General features: G+C 55.1%; 13 protein-coding genes. 5 read left to right on the forward strand and 8 right to left on the reverse strand.

What is annotated here, in order from left to right; translation table 11 throughout:
- Window positions 1–84 precede the first annotated feature (84 nt).
- The 3 genes from IBT54_RS06315 to pdeR all read left to right on the forward strand — a co-directional run bounded on the left by IBT54_RS06315 (window position 85) and on the right by pdeR (window position 4,582).
- Window positions 85–2,154: a carbon starvation CstA family protein gene (locus IBT54_RS06315; RefSeq protein ID WP_201251836.1), complete on the forward strand. Its 2,070-nt coding sequence runs from the start codon at window positions 85–87 to the stop codon at window positions 2,152–2,154.
- Window positions 2,147–2,437: a YbdD/YjiX family protein gene (locus IBT54_RS06320; protein ID WP_013358002.1), complete on the forward strand. Its 291-nt coding sequence runs from the start codon at window positions 2,147–2,149 to the stop codon at window positions 2,435–2,437. Before IBT54_RS06315 ends, IBT54_RS06320 begins: the two co-directional genes overlap by 8 nt.
- 159 nt (window positions 2,438–2,596) lie before the next feature.
- Window positions 2,597–4,582, forward strand: coding sequence for a cyclic di-GMP phosphodiesterase (gene pdeR / locus IBT54_RS06325; protein WP_013358003.1), 1,986 nt, complete (start codon window positions 2,597–2,599; stop codon window positions 4,580–4,582).
- Between the two features lie 12 nt (window positions 4,583–4,594).
- Here the strand turns inward: pdeR and IBT54_RS06330 are convergent, their stop codons facing one another.
- The 3 genes from IBT54_RS06330 to araD form a co-directional block, all read right to left on the reverse strand.
- Window positions 4,595–5,461, reverse strand: a complete 867-nt coding sequence (locus tag IBT54_RS06330; protein WP_003853843.1) for a crotonase/enoyl-CoA hydratase family protein — start codon at window positions 5,459–5,461, stop codon at window positions 4,595–4,597.
- A 145-nt stretch (window positions 5,462–5,606) separates the two neighbouring features.
- On the reverse strand, window positions 5,607–6,590 hold the full coding sequence (gene kdgT / locus IBT54_RS06335) for a 2-keto-3-deoxygluconate transporter (RefSeq protein WP_013358004.1): 984 nt from the start codon (window positions 6,588–6,590) through the stop codon (window positions 5,607–5,609).
- Window positions 6,591–6,807: 217 nt separating this feature from the next.
- Entirely contained in the window at window positions 6,808–7,506 is a 699-nt protein-coding gene (gene araD, locus IBT54_RS06340) for an L-ribulose-5-phosphate 4-epimerase (RefSeq protein WP_033783235.1), read from the reverse strand.
- 348 nt (window positions 7,507–7,854) lie between these two features.
- On the opposite strand from araD, the gene osmB reads away from it, so the two are divergent.
- A complete protein-coding gene (gene osmB, locus IBT54_RS06345) occupies window positions 7,855–8,070 on the forward strand; it encodes an osmotically-inducible lipoprotein OsmB (RefSeq protein WP_003853848.1) in 216 nt (71 codons plus the stop codon).
- Between the two features lie 78 nt (window positions 8,071–8,148).
- On the opposite strand, the gene yciH is transcribed toward osmB, so the two are convergent.
- The 5 genes from yciH to pgpB form a co-directional block, all read right to left on the reverse strand.
- Window positions 8,149–8,472 (reverse strand): stress response translation initiation inhibitor YciH, encoded by a 324-nt coding sequence (gene yciH / locus IBT54_RS06350; protein ID WP_201251837.1) that lies wholly within the window; start codon window positions 8,470–8,472, stop codon window positions 8,149–8,151.
- Window positions 8,472–9,191, reverse strand: coding sequence for an orotidine-5'-phosphate decarboxylase (pyrF, locus tag IBT54_RS06355; protein ID WP_201251838.1), 720 nt, complete (start codon window positions 9,189–9,191; stop codon window positions 8,472–8,474). The genes yciH and pyrF overlap by 1 nt, the downstream gene beginning before the upstream one ends.
- A 197-nt stretch (window positions 9,192–9,388) precedes the next feature.
- The gene (gene lapB, locus IBT54_RS06360; protein ID WP_201251839.1) at window positions 9,389–10,558 is read right to left on the reverse strand and encodes a lipopolysaccharide assembly protein LapB; all 1,170 of its coding nucleotides are present in this window, start codon (window positions 10,556–10,558) and stop codon (window positions 9,389–9,391) included.
- 6 nt (window positions 10,559–10,564) lie between these two features.
- Entirely contained in the window at window positions 10,565–10,873 is a 309-nt protein-coding gene (locus IBT54_RS06365; protein ID WP_013358009.1) for a LapA family protein, read from the reverse strand.
- Between the two features lie 134 nt (window positions 10,874–11,007).
- Window positions 11,008–11,766 (reverse strand): phosphatidylglycerophosphatase B, encoded by a 759-nt coding sequence (gene pgpB / locus IBT54_RS06370; protein WP_013358010.1) that lies wholly within the window; start codon window positions 11,764–11,766, stop codon window positions 11,008–11,010.
- Between the two features lie 227 nt (window positions 11,767–11,993).
- On the opposite strand from pgpB, the gene ribA reads away from it, so the two are divergent.
- Window positions 11,994–12,587: a GTP cyclohydrolase II gene (ribA, locus tag IBT54_RS06375; protein WP_010244482.1), complete on the forward strand. Its 594-nt coding sequence runs from the start codon at window positions 11,994–11,996 to the stop codon at window positions 12,585–12,587.
- Window positions 12,588–12,618: the final 31 nt, after the last annotated feature.

Consider the following 12,618-nt stretch of genomic DNA (forward strand, 5'->3'; position numbering starts at 1 on the left):
ATTAACTTTCACTTACATTCCATTACATTAAGTTTAACTCGTTGTTTTCGATCGTCTTCCCTCGGTCCCTACAAGGAGTTAGTCATGAAAAACGTCAAAACCAGTGTCATCTGGTTAGTGGTGGCGTTAATCGGCGCAGGCGCTTTCGCCATGCTGGCCCTCAGCCGCGGCGAACACGTCAACGCAGTCTGGCTGGTGATAGCCGCTGTCGCCTGTTACAGCATCGCGTATCGCTTCTACAGCCTGTTTATCGCCCGCAATATCTTCGAACTGGATGATCGCCGGATGACTCCTGCCGAGCGGCTGAGCGACGGACTCGATTATGTCCCGACCAATAAATGGGTGCTGTTTGGTCATCACTTTGCGGCTATTGCCGGTGCCGGTCCGCTGGTCGGCCCGATTCTGGCGGCGCAGATGGGCTTTCTGCCGGGCACCATCTGGATTCTGGTCGGCGTGATGCTGGCGGGCGCGGTACAGGATTTCCTGATCCTGTTTATCTCCACCCGCCGTGACGGCCGCTCACTGGGCGAGATGGCGCGGCAGGAGCTGGGGGCCTTTGCCGGTGTGGTGACGATGCTCGGCGCGCTGGGCGTGATGATCATTATCCTGTCGGCGCTGGCGCTGGTTGTCGTGAAGGCGCTGGCGAACAGTCCGTGGGGCCTGTTTACCATCGCGGCCACTATTCCCATTGCGCTGTTTATGGGCGTTTACATGCGCTTTATCCGGCCCGGTAAAATTGCCGAAGTGTCACTGATTGGCTTTGTGCTGATGATGGCGGCGATTATTTATGGCGGTGACGTGGCACAGCATCCCTACTGGGGCCCCTTCTTTACCCTGAAAGGCACCTCGCTGACCTGGGTTCTGGTGATTTACGGCTTTATTGCTTCGGTGCTGCCGGTCTGGCTGCTGCTGGCACCGCGCGACTACCTTTCGACCTTTCTTAAAATCGGCGTGATTGTCGGGCTGGCGGTGGGCATCGTTTTTGCGATGCCGGAGATGAAAATGCCAGCGGTGACCAAATTTATCGACGGCACCGGTCCGGTCTTCTCCGGTGCGATGTTCCCTTTCCTGTTTATTACCATCGCCTGCGGCGCGATCTCCGGCTTCCATGCGCTGGTTTCCAGCGGCACCACGCCAAAACTGGTGGAGCGGGAAAGTCATATCCGCTTTATTGGCTATGGCGCCATGCTGATGGAGTCGTTTGTGGCAATCATGGCGCTGATTTGTGCCTCGGTGCTGGATCCGGGCGTCTACTTTGCCATGAACTCACCCGCTGCGCTGATTGGTACCACCGTTGAAAGCGCGTCACAGGTGATCAACGGCTGGGGCTTTGTCGTGACGCCAGAAATGCTGAACGGCATCGCCCGTGACGTGGGTGAAGGCTCGATTCTCTCCCGCGCAGGCGGCGCGCCCACTTTCGCCGTAGGTATGGCTCACATCATTACCGAGATCTTTAACAGCCGGGCGATGATGGCGTTCTGGTATCACTTCGCCATTCTGTTCGAAGCGCTGTTTATCCTGACCGCTGTCGATGCGGGTACCCGCGCCTGCCGTTTTATGGTGCAGGATCTGGTAGGCACCGTGGTGCCTTCTCTGGCGAACAACCGTTCCTGGCTGGGTAACATGGCGGGCACCAGCGTCGCAGTCGCGGGCTGGGGCTTCTTTGTCTATCAGGGCGTGGTCGATCCACTGGGTGGCATCAACACCCTATGGCCACTGTTTGGTATCGGCAACCAGATGCTGGCGTCGATGGCGCTGATTCTTGGCACCGTCGTGCTGTTCAAAATGAAAAAGCAGCGCTACGCCTGGGTGACTATTCTGCCCACCGTCTGGCTGTTTATCACTTCGATGACCGCGGGCTGGCAGAAAATTTTCCACGAAAAACCGTCCATCGGTTTCCTGGCCCAGGCGAATAAGTTCCGCAAAGGGCTGGATGAAGGCGTGATTATTGCGCCGGCAAAAAGCGTGGCGGATATGCAGACCATCGTGTTCAGCAATCAGATTAATGCGGCGCTGTGCGCTTTCTTTATGCTGGTGGCAGTCACGATGCTGGTCGCCGCGTTCTTTGTGATTCGTCGCGCGCTGAACAGTGCAGTGCCGACCACCAGCGAGACGCCGGTGGCACTGCGCAACAAGGCGGTGCGTCATGTCTGATGCCATTCATCAGGGCCATCGTCCGCAGGGTGAGTGGCAGATTATCCGCTGCCACCTGACGGCTTCGCCGATGCCGCAGGCCCTCAGCTGGCGAGGATTCTGGCGCGGTCTGCAACAGTGCTTCCGCTTAATGGTCGGGGTCCAGGATTATCAAAAATATCTGCAGCATATGCGTCTGCATCATCCCGACCAGCCGCCGATGAATGAGCGCGATTTCCATCGTTACTGCCTGGACGCCCGCTTCCCAAGCCAGGCGGGTAAACTGGGTAAATGTCCCTGCTGACCGCACGCTACAGCCCCGCACCGCCGGGGCTTTTTTGTGCCATTCTTATCTGGATGGAAAAATATATTTGGTTTGCATCTTGTGCTGGCGTCAGATGATGAATACTGTTGCTAAAATAATGAGATAACGCCTGCAGAGCACTTCCCGGAGGAAGTTTCCATGACCGATGAACACGGGCAAACGTTGTTGTACACTCTTTTTGGTACAACCAGCCCTCATTGGCGTCTGACCGCGGACAGCGATGCGTTGCATTTTGCCGAAGATGAGTCATCACAAACCAATATCGCCCTGCCGCTGACCCCCGGCCAGGCCGCAATGATCCGCGCGATGCCGGTCATCACCTCAAGCATCAATCTGACTATGACCCTTCAGGGCATTGATGTACCGATGCATTTTGTCGGACGTAAAGTGAATCAGGCTTCATGGGCCGGCACCGCCTCCGCCTGGGGCGATACATCTGCAGTTGCCCGCGATTTAACCCTGGGGCTGTCGTTCGCTGAACAGGTGGTTTCTGAAGCTAATTCGGTGATTGTAATCCTCGATCAGCGCGGCAATATTCAGCGTTTTAACCGCCTGAGTGAAGAATATACCGGCCTGAATGAGCACGAGGTTATTGGCCGTAACGTCTTTCAGCTTTTTATGACCAAACAGGAAGCCTCACAGTCACGACGCAACATTGCGGGCTTCTTCCGTGACGGTAACTCTTATGAGGTTGAGCGCTGGGTCAAAACCAAAAAAGGTCAGCGACTGTTTCTGTTTCGTAATAAGTTTGTTCACAGCGGCAGTGGCAAAAATGAAATTTTCCTCATCTGTTCTGGCACAGACATCACCGAGGAGCGACGCGCCCAGGAACGCCTGCGGGTGCTGGCAAACACCGACACGGTGACCGGTTTACCCAATCGCAACGCCATTCATCAACAGATTAGCCTGGCGCTGGAGCGATCCGAGGGGGATGAGACCGGCGTGGTTTATCTCGACCTCGATAATTTTAAAAAAGTGAACGACGCCTACGGTCATATGTTCGGCGATCAGTTACTGCAGGCAGTTTCACTGGCCATCCTCAGCTGTCTGGGTAAAGACCAGACCCTGGGCCGTCTGGGTGGCGACGAATTTGTGGTGCTGGCTGAGCACACCAGTCAGGCTGCACTGGAAGCGATGTCTTCCCGCATTCTTGAGCGGCTGCGTCAGCCTTTCCGTATCGGGCTAATCGAAGTTTACAGCGGCTGTTCAATTGGCATCGCTTTTGCGCCGCTGCATGGCGACGACCGCGAGAGCCTGATTCGCAACGCAGACACCGCGATGTATCACGCCAAAGAGAACGGGCGCGGCAAGTTCTGCGTGTTTGCGGCAGAGATGAACCAGCGGGTCTTTGAGTATCTGTGGCTGGATACTAACCTGCGCAAGGCGCTGGAACTGGATCATCTGCTGGTGCACTATCAGCCAAAAATCGACAGCGACGGCCAGGTCCGCAGCGCTGAAGCACTGGTGCGCTGGAACTCACCAGAGCGTGGTCTGGTCTCGCCCGCTGACTTTATTCCCTATGCTGAAGAGTCAGGGCTGATTGTGCCGCTGGGACGCTGGGTCATGCTCAACGTGCTGAAGCAGATTATCGCCTGGCGTGAGCAGGGCATTTTTCTGCGCGTCGCCGTCAACGTTTCGGCCCGTCAGCTGATTGATCAGAGCATCTACACTGACCTGAAACAGGCGCTGCACGAGGCTAATATCACCGACTGCCCCATCGATATAGAGCTGACCGAAAGCTGCCTGATTGAGAATGAAACTGAAGCGCTGAAGCTGATGAAGCAGTTTCAGGAACTGGGCGCACAGGTGCACCTGGATGACTTTGGCACCGGTTACTCCTCGCTTTCTCAACTGGCACGCGTGCCAATCAATGCCATCAAACTCGACCAGAGCTTTATCCGCGATATTAACAAGCAGCCGGTTTCACAATCGCTGGTGCGCGCTATCGTCGCCGTCGCCAAGGCGCTCGATTTGCAGGTCATTGCTGAGGGTATTGAGACCCCGGATGAAGAGAAGTTTGTCCTCAAAAGTGGTGTCGATGGGCGTCAGGGTTACTATTACGCAAAACCAATGCCCGCGGAACAATTTGGGCATTGGCTGGCTAAGCATCCTGCCCGCGTTTAACGCTGGTTAAGATTAACCCGCTTTACGCAGTGATGCGCTGTGGCGGTTTTGTAACTGTACCAGGCGTTCCATATAAGCAATATCTTTGGGTTCGATAGTGAAAGCATAATCAACCCAATCCTCAGTAATATCCATCAGCTCAGCGCGTGACAGTTGCAGCACGCGCTGACGCGCTTTCAGCATCGCCCGCACGCCATTGAGCTTAGGCCGTAACGTATCAATAAAGGTGCGTGTGGCGCGGTAGCTGTCGCCAGGCTGGAAGACTTTATCCACCAGTCCGCGCGTCTCATACCACTCCGCGCTATGGGACTCCCCTTCACAGATTAACTCTTCTGCCAGCTTCATGCCGGAACGACGCGCCACCAGCGAGTAGCCACCCATGCCAGGAAACAGGTTAAAGGCAATTTCCGGGAAGCCCATCCGCGCGTTGTTCTGCGCCAGAATGAAGTGATGCGCCAGCGCCGCTTCAAATCCACCGCCCAGCGCACTGCCTTCAATCATCGCCAGCGTCACCGCGCCGGTGTCGAAACCGCGTGCTGCTGAGTGGATGCAGTCCACACAGGCACGGGCATAGGCCCGCAGCGCCTCACGGCGGTTGTTGCGAATGCACTCGACGAAGAAGCGCAGATCGCCACCGGCGTTGAACATCTGCGGCACCAGTGAGCCGGTGACCCAGAAATCGATTGGCAGACCGGAGCGCTGAGCGGCATAGCTCAGGTTCATGATCTCCTCAATCAGTTCGTGGTTGAAGCTCGGACGGGGCTGAGCGCGCAGCATCATCCACATGGTACGACGCCCTTCTTCGTAATAGGCGACTAACTGCGTGGTGTTGCCGACTTCGGTAAATAATCTGCACGTTGCTTGGTTAATAACTGTCATTGTCTCATCCTCTGTTTATATTTTGATGCGTTAAATACGCCACATCAGCGTAATGCAGAGTGAGGCCAGACCAAATGAGAGATTGATTTACAACACAAAATCCAGAGTGATCCCCGACTGGCGCGTCGGGGATTGATTAGGCGGGTTACTTAATAGCGGCACGCTGCCCGACGGCAACATGAAGACGCTTAAGACGTTTTGAATAGATGGCGGTGATGATGGGCACCAGCACAGAGGTCACAATCACGGACGTGGCAACCAGCGCCGTGGCTGCCGGGGCAACCGGTTTAAACTGCGGCAGCATTTCGGCAATCAGCACCGGTGTGGCCACCGCCGCGCCTGCCGTACTGGATGCAGCCACGCCAGCCGTGCCATCGCCCCCGCCAATCAGCCGATCGGCCAGAATAAGCGGGATGCCGGTAATGATGATGACGGCTATGCCCAGCATGATGCCCAGCAGACCGGTTTCCGCAATCACCCCAAGGTTAATGGTGTTACCCAGGGCAAAAGCGAAGAAGGGAATCAGCGTATGTACCGCTTTTCCGAAGAAGTCGCGCAACTCCGGATCAAGATTCCCTAATGCAAATCCGACCACAAACGGCAGGACAGCGCCGACAAACACGTGCGGCTCGAATGAGGCGATGCCGGCGGTGCCCAGAATCACCATGGTCATCAATGGCCCGGACTCCAGCGACATCAATACAAAGGCGCCCGCTTCCTCTTTCGAACCGTACTGTTGCATGATGGAGGCATAAAGACCGCCATTGGTCATATCCATCGCGGCGACCAGCGCCAGCGTCGATAAGCCGGCAAACATCCCCACTTCTACGCCATTTTCCGGCATCACCCGCGAGGCGATCGCCGCTACCACCCATGCCACGGCAATTTTGGTAAGCACCAGCGTGCCTGATTTACGCAGTACCGTTCCGGTGGCGCTGAGTTTTATCGACGCCCCCATACAAAAGAACCAGACGGCCAGGATGGGCACGGTGCCGGTCATCAGACCGTTGGTGAAAGAACCGAAATATTTCCCGGCCCCTGGTGAGAACGTATGGCAGAGTGCGCCGATAAACAGCGGTACGAGCATCATGCCGCCCGGAATTTTATCTATTGCCCGTTTGATGTGCATATAAATGTCACCTTTGCTATGCCAGAGGGTGGTGCTGGAGGTGCCCGAAGGCGATGCAGGCAAAATAGTGACTTGAGGTAATCAAAACAGTGATCGATTCGATTAAATGAAACACTGTTTTATTTTTGTTGTTAGGTTGTTTTATTAACTATGATGCGGATCGCCATACCAGTCTCAAAAGAGACCAAAAAAACGGGACGCTATTGCGTCCCGCCTGTTATTTCTGGCCATACCAGGCATTCTCGCCATGCTTTCGCAGATAGTGCAGGTCAAGCAGCGTCTGATTGATAGGCGGGAGGTTAGCGGTCAGCTGCTGGCTGAACAGACCCATATATGCTACCTCTTCCAGCACAACCGCGCTGTGCACGGCGGCGTGGGCATCTTTCCCCCAGGCAAAGGGGCCATGGGAGTTGACCAGTACCGCCGGGATCGCCGAGGGTGACAATTCACGCTGCGTGAAGGTCTCGATGATCACCTGGCCGGTATTCCACTCATAGTCGTGCTGAATCTCTTCATTACGCATGGCGCGAGTACAGGGGATCTCGCCATAGAAATCATCAGCGTGGGTGGTTCCCCAGGCCGGAATGGGGCGTCCGGCCTGTGCCCAGATAGTGGCATGCCGCGAGTGAGTATGGACAATACCGCCTACCTCAGGCCAGGCAAGATAGAGCGCCCGGTGTGTCGCCGTGTCCGATGAGGGTCGTTTATCCCCTTCTGCCACCTCACCAGTCGCCAGATCGACCACCACCATGTCGTCGCGCTTCATCACGTCATAGCTTACGCCAGACGGTTTAATCACCAGCAAGCCCTGTTCGCGATCAACCGCACTGACATTGCCCCAGGTGAAGGTCACCAGGTTATATTTGGGTAAATCCAGATTCGCTTCCAGAACCTGTTGTTTAAGGTGTTCCAGCATGCCTTTTCTCCTGCTGACAATCGTCCCTGAATTTTGCGGAGTCAGACGCCAAAGGGTTATGGAGCAAATGGCTATAAACGCAGAAGGAATGGCTGTGAATCGAAAAATGTGTGGTGATTTAAGAGTTTTCTATCTTCGGAATTTATCCAGAATGCTTAGAATCTTCTCAGGCAATGCGTGGACCTGTCGGGTCCGGCATTGCGCCTCACCCGCTACAAACGGTTTGTCCATGGTGATCACATTTCGATGCCGTAACGGATGCGGCAATGATGCGACACAAGCGGGCTGAGGAAATATCGGAGCTATACTAAGAGTGTTGCCTCTGTGAGCACATCAAAGGAGAAGTGTATGACAACAACAATGAAACGAATCACTGCCGTTGTACTGGCGACCACGTTAGCTGTTGCACTGAGTGGCTGTTCTAACTGGTCTAAACGTGACCGCAACACCGCGATTGGCGCGGGCGCGGGCGCAATTGGTGGTTCAGTATTGACCAATGGTAGCGCACTCGGCACAGTCGGCGGCGCCGCTGTCGGTGGTATTATCGGTCATCAGGTCCACTAAGGACCTTATTAAAAGAATAATCGGCTACGCTAAGCATCTGCATGACAATCGGGCTACTCTGGTAGCCCGATTTTTTATTCAGCCACCCGCCAGTTTGACCTTCATCCCTTTGGCTTCCAGCAGCGTTTTCAGTAAATCGCGTTTATCGCCCTGAATCTCAATAACGCCCTCTTTTACCGAACCGCCACAGCCACACTTCTTTTTCAGTTCAGCTGCCAGCAGCGTCAGAGCCGCATCATCCAGGTCGATGCCGGTGATCAGGCTGACGCCTTTGCCCTTGCGTCCGCTGGTCTGACGCTGGATCCGCACAACACCATCCCCTTTTGGCCGTTCCGCTTTTGGCTCAGGCTGCGTGATGCGCCCGCTGTCGGTTGAGTAAACCAGTGGATTGTCATTCGCCATTATTGTGTCTCCAGACTGTCCAGGATCGCCTGCAGGGCGGCGGCGGGATCGGCGGACTGCGTAATCGGACGCCCGATAACCATATAGTCTACGCCCGCCAGCTTCGCCTGCTGCGGTGTCATGATACGACGCTGATCGCCGGCATCGCTGCCTGCCGGACGAATCCCCGGCGTGACCAGCGCAAACTCCTGACCCAGCGCCTGTTTGAAGCGGACCGCTTCATGTGCAGAACAGACCACACCATCCAGTCCGCACGACTGGGTCAGCTTCGCCAGTCGCTCTGCCTGTTCGGCAGGGGAAAGCGTAATGCCCAGCTCTCTGAGATCGTCGACATCCATGCTGGTCAGTACGGTCACCGCAATCAGCAGGGGCGCATCTTTACCAAAGGGAAGCAGCGCCTCACGCGCCGCATTCATCATCCGCGCCCCGCCGCTGGCATGCACATTGACCATCCAGACGCCAAGATCCGCTGCGGCAGCCACGGCATGCGCGGTAGTGTTAGGAATATCATGGAATTTAAGATCGAGGAACAGCTCAAAGCCGCGCTGCTGCAGAGTGTTAACCAGCGCGGGACCAAACAGCGTAAACATCTCTTTGCCCACTTTCAGGCGGCAACTGCGGGGATCGATCTGGTCGACAAAACGCAATGCGCTGTCGAGGTCATGATAATCCAGCGCTACCAGAATCGGCGAAGCGGTCACGTTGTGGGGTGAAGGCATGGCATTTCCTCTGCAGTGAGCACCCGCAGGCGCGATTGACAAACGGCAAGCATTCTACCTGCGGTGTCTGGCCATCACAATCGCCATTGCCCCTCTGCCCGGCAATAAATGCACCTTTCCCGAAGCCTGTTGACTGTTGCCTATATAGTATGTTGTAACTATTATGAGGTGATGTTAATTCAGTTATAACGGCCGCTTTACTGGCCGTCGAGACCACGGATGGGCTTCACTGAAGACCACGTCCGGCAGGATGGACAGTGCCAGTAAAGTGCATGTGCGGTAAAACCACACTTCTGACAGCGATAGCGTGGCTTGGTGCGAATCTGTTCACCCACCATGTCGCGCAGCACCATCAGACTCTCTTTGGCCCGGCCATCTTCGGCTTCACGCAGATTTAAATCCATCAGGCGATGGAAGACACGCATCGTCGGATGGCGCTCAAGCTGACGACTGATGTAATTTTGTGCCGCTTCAGCGCCCTGCTGCTGTTCAAGGATGTCTGAAAGATAAAGTTCCGCTGCCGCGCCGGTGTTCTGTTCCACACAGCGCTGCAGAAAGTCTGCCCAGGCATCAGGCTGATTGAGACGCTGGAAACAGGTCTCCAGCATGCCCAATGTTTCACTCACCAGCTCTTTATCCTGATCCAGCACGCGCTGCAGATGACCCACCGCTCTGGCGTAGTCTTCTTTTTCCATCAGAATACGGCCCATCATAATGGAGATGCGTGCGCTGTTGCGGTCGGCCGCCTCCCCTTTCTTCAGCAGGCTCATCGCACGATCCAGATCGTCGCTGCTCATCGCCTGTAACGCCAGTTCACAGTAGAAGTGAGCAATTTCGCCTTTCTGCTTCTCTTTGCCGAGCTTAACCAGGCGTTCTGCAACCTCGATCGCCTGTTGCCAGTCACTGATGGCCTGGTGGATCAGTAACAATTGCTGCAGCGCGCCGATACGAAAATCCGTTTCATCGGTGAGCTGCTTAAACATATCTTCTGCGCGGTCATATAAGCCCGCCGCCATATAGTCGCGACCCAGCTGCTGAACGGCAAGCAGACGCTGCTCGTAGCTCAGGGAAGCACTTTCCATTAATGCCTGATGGATACGGATAGCGCGGTCAACTTCTCCGCGCGATCGGAACAGGTTACCCAGCGTCAGATGTGCCTCTACCGTGCCGCTGTCCTCTTTAAGCATGTCGAGAAACAGATCAACGGCTTTGTCCTGCTGATTTGAGAGCAGGAAATTGACGCCCGCCACATATTCACGTGACAGCCGGTTGGCTTCCTGTTGCTTATCCTGATGCGCGCTGCGGCGTCCCATATACCAGCCATAGGCAGCCGCAACCGGCAGTAACAGAAACAGCAATTCATGCATTGAGGATTATTCCCGGCCAGCCGGAGAAGATGGCGTGGTCGCCAGGGCGGTGCTCTGCTCAATTTGCGTCTGCATACGCTTAATTTTCCGGTTGGCATTGGCCAGTGAAACACGGGTTCGTAACCAGAACAGCCCGCAGATGACCCAGCCAAGCACAAAACCTGCGCCAAACAGTGATGCCAGTAAGGTCGAGATGCTGAACTCACCCTGCGCCAGCAGATAGTTAAAAGTAATGACCTGATCGTTATGCGCGCCTAAGGTGACGGAAATGATAAAGATGACCAGTACCACTAAAAAAATCAGCAAATATTTCACAGTGCATCCTGTTGTGAGGTTATCGGGTAGAATTATGCCAAAAATCCAGCATAAATGCTGCTCCCAGCAGCATCGGGCGAGTCGCTTTTGCGCAGGCCCGACTAATAATATGGGGTCTTAAGGGTGAATTACAATCAGGGCTCCCGCTGTGCCACCTCTTTTTGCTCTTCCGGCGGTAGCGTCAGCGGGCCGCAGAAGCGCTGTGCCAGCCAGGTCGCAACGGTGACCAGCAACCAGGAGAGCACGGTTGCCATCGCCAGATCGCGTGGCCAGTGCATGCCCAGCAGCAGGCGGCTCGCCATCACGCCCGTCGCCCACAGGAAAATCACCACCACAGTTTTATAATGCCTACGCGGCCAGAGCAGTCCCAGTGCCAGCAGTGCCCAGCTGGCGGCAAACATGGTATGCCCCGACGGAAAAGCAAAGCCGGTTTCAAACGCCCAGTGTCGTTTCAGCCAGCCCGGAATCTGCGTTTCATCGGCAATCAGTGACGTCACCATCTCACCACGCTGTTTACGCTTCAGCTCGTAGAACGTTTTCTCATCCAGCCCGTGATGCTGCTCCAGCCAGATCACATAGGGACGCGGCTCCTGAATCTGCTCTTTGATAAAGGATTTGGTGTATTGTCCCGCCAGAATAGTGGCGTTCATGATCAGCAGCAGCAGGATGGCTGGCTTCAGGCGAAAGCGCAGGCACCAGAGCATCCAGGCGCTCAGCAGCACACTGGTGACAATACCCCACGGATTGGTGACGGTTTCCGTCATCCAGAAGAGACCTTTCAGCAGCGCATTGCTTTCACCTGGCTGCCAGCGCCAGCCGGTAAGCCAGACGGCAACCGGCATGATGAGCAATAGCAGCATTCCGAAGGTGGTACGACGCGAAATCTTAAACATCCTCTTCCCTTATCCTGGTGTCAAATGGCAACATTTGCATAACTTTAGCTTAAAAAAGAATAACATAACCGTTGCCGATTGGATAATTGTGCTTTATCACTGCAATTGGTCTCAGAGATTACCAGCCCGCTTACGGGTTGTGGCACAATATTGCACGTTTGTCAGGCCACACTGGCCTGTGCGCTATCATGATGATAGTGCATCCTCTGAAGGTTCTGGAGAGTCACATGCAGCTTAAACGGGTGGCAGAAGCCAAACTGCCCACGCCATGGGGAGATTTCCTGATGGTTGGTTTTGAAGAATTGGCAACCGGACATGACCATGTTGCACTGGTCTTTGGCGATATTAATGACAACGAGCCGGTACTGGCGCGCGTTCACTCCGAATGCCTGACCGGCGATGCACTCTTCAGCCTGCGTTGCGACTGTGGTTTTCAGCTGGAAGCCGCGCTCAATGCCATCGCAGAAGAAGGTCGCGGCGCGCTGCTCTATCACCGTCAGGAAGGCCGTAACATTGGTCTGCTGAATAAGATCCGCGCCTATGCGTTACAGGATAAAGGTTATGACACCGTAGAAGCGAATCATCAGCTTGGCTTTGCCGCCGATGAGCGCGACTTCACCCTGTGCGCAGATATGTTCAAACTGCTGGGCGTGAATGAAGTGCGTCTTCTGACCAACAATCCGCGCAAAGTGGAGATCCTCAGCGAAGCCGGGATCAACATTGTTGAACGTGTGCCGCTGGTCGTGGGACGTAATCCGAAGAATGCGCACTATCTGGATACGAAAGCGGAAAAGATGGGGCATCTGCTACCGAAGTCATAAATGAAAAAGCCGGGTTATACCCGGCTTTTTT

Origin of the sequence: Pantoea sp. S62, assembly GCF_016658625.1 — a bacterium.
Classification (GTDB): domain Bacteria; phylum Pseudomonadota; class Gammaproteobacteria; order Enterobacterales; family Enterobacteriaceae; genus Pantoea; species Pantoea vagans.

Bases quoted from the DNA above. Each gene is read 5' to 3' on its own strand.
- ribA (WP_010244482.1), top strand. From the start codon at position 11,994: ATGCAGCTTAAACGGGTGGCAGAAGCCAAACTGCCCACGCCATGGGGA.
- lapB (WP_201251839.1), bottom strand. From the start codon at position 10,558: ATGCATGAATTGCTGTTTCTGTTACTGCCGGTTGCGGCTGCCTATGGC.
- pyrF (WP_201251838.1), bottom strand. From the start codon at position 9,191: ATGCCTTCACCCCACAACGTGACCGCTTCGCCGATTCTGGTAGCGCTG.
- IBT54_RS06330 (WP_003853843.1), bottom strand. From the start codon at position 5,461: ATGACAGTTATTAACCAAGCAACGTGCAGATTATTTACCGAAGTCGGC.
- pgpB (WP_013358010.1), bottom strand. From the start codon at position 11,766: ATGTTTAAGATTTCGCGTCGTACCACCTTCGGAATGCTGCTATTGCTC.
- osmB (WP_003853848.1), top strand. From the start codon at position 7,855: ATGACAACAACAATGAAACGAATCACTGCCGTTGTACTGGCGACCACG.
- pdeR (WP_013358003.1), top strand. From the start codon at position 2,597: ATGACCGATGAACACGGGCAAACGTTGTTGTACACTCTTTTTGGTACA.
- kdgT (WP_013358004.1), bottom strand. From the start codon at position 6,590: ATGCACATCAAACGGGCAATAGATAAAATTCCGGGCGGCATGATGCTC.
- yciH (WP_201251837.1), bottom strand. From the start codon at position 8,472: ATGGCGAATGACAATCCACTGGTTTACTCAACCGACAGCGGGCGCATC.
- IBT54_RS06320 (WP_013358002.1), top strand. From the start codon at position 2,147: ATGTCTGATGCCATTCATCAGGGCCATCGTCCGCAGGGTGAGTGGCAG.
- araD (WP_033783235.1), bottom strand. From the start codon at position 7,506: ATGCTGGAACACCTTAAACAACAGGTTCTGGAAGCGAATCTGGATTTA.
- IBT54_RS06315 (WP_201251836.1), top strand. From the start codon at position 85: ATGAAAAACGTCAAAACCAGTGTCATCTGGTTAGTGGTGGCGTTAATC.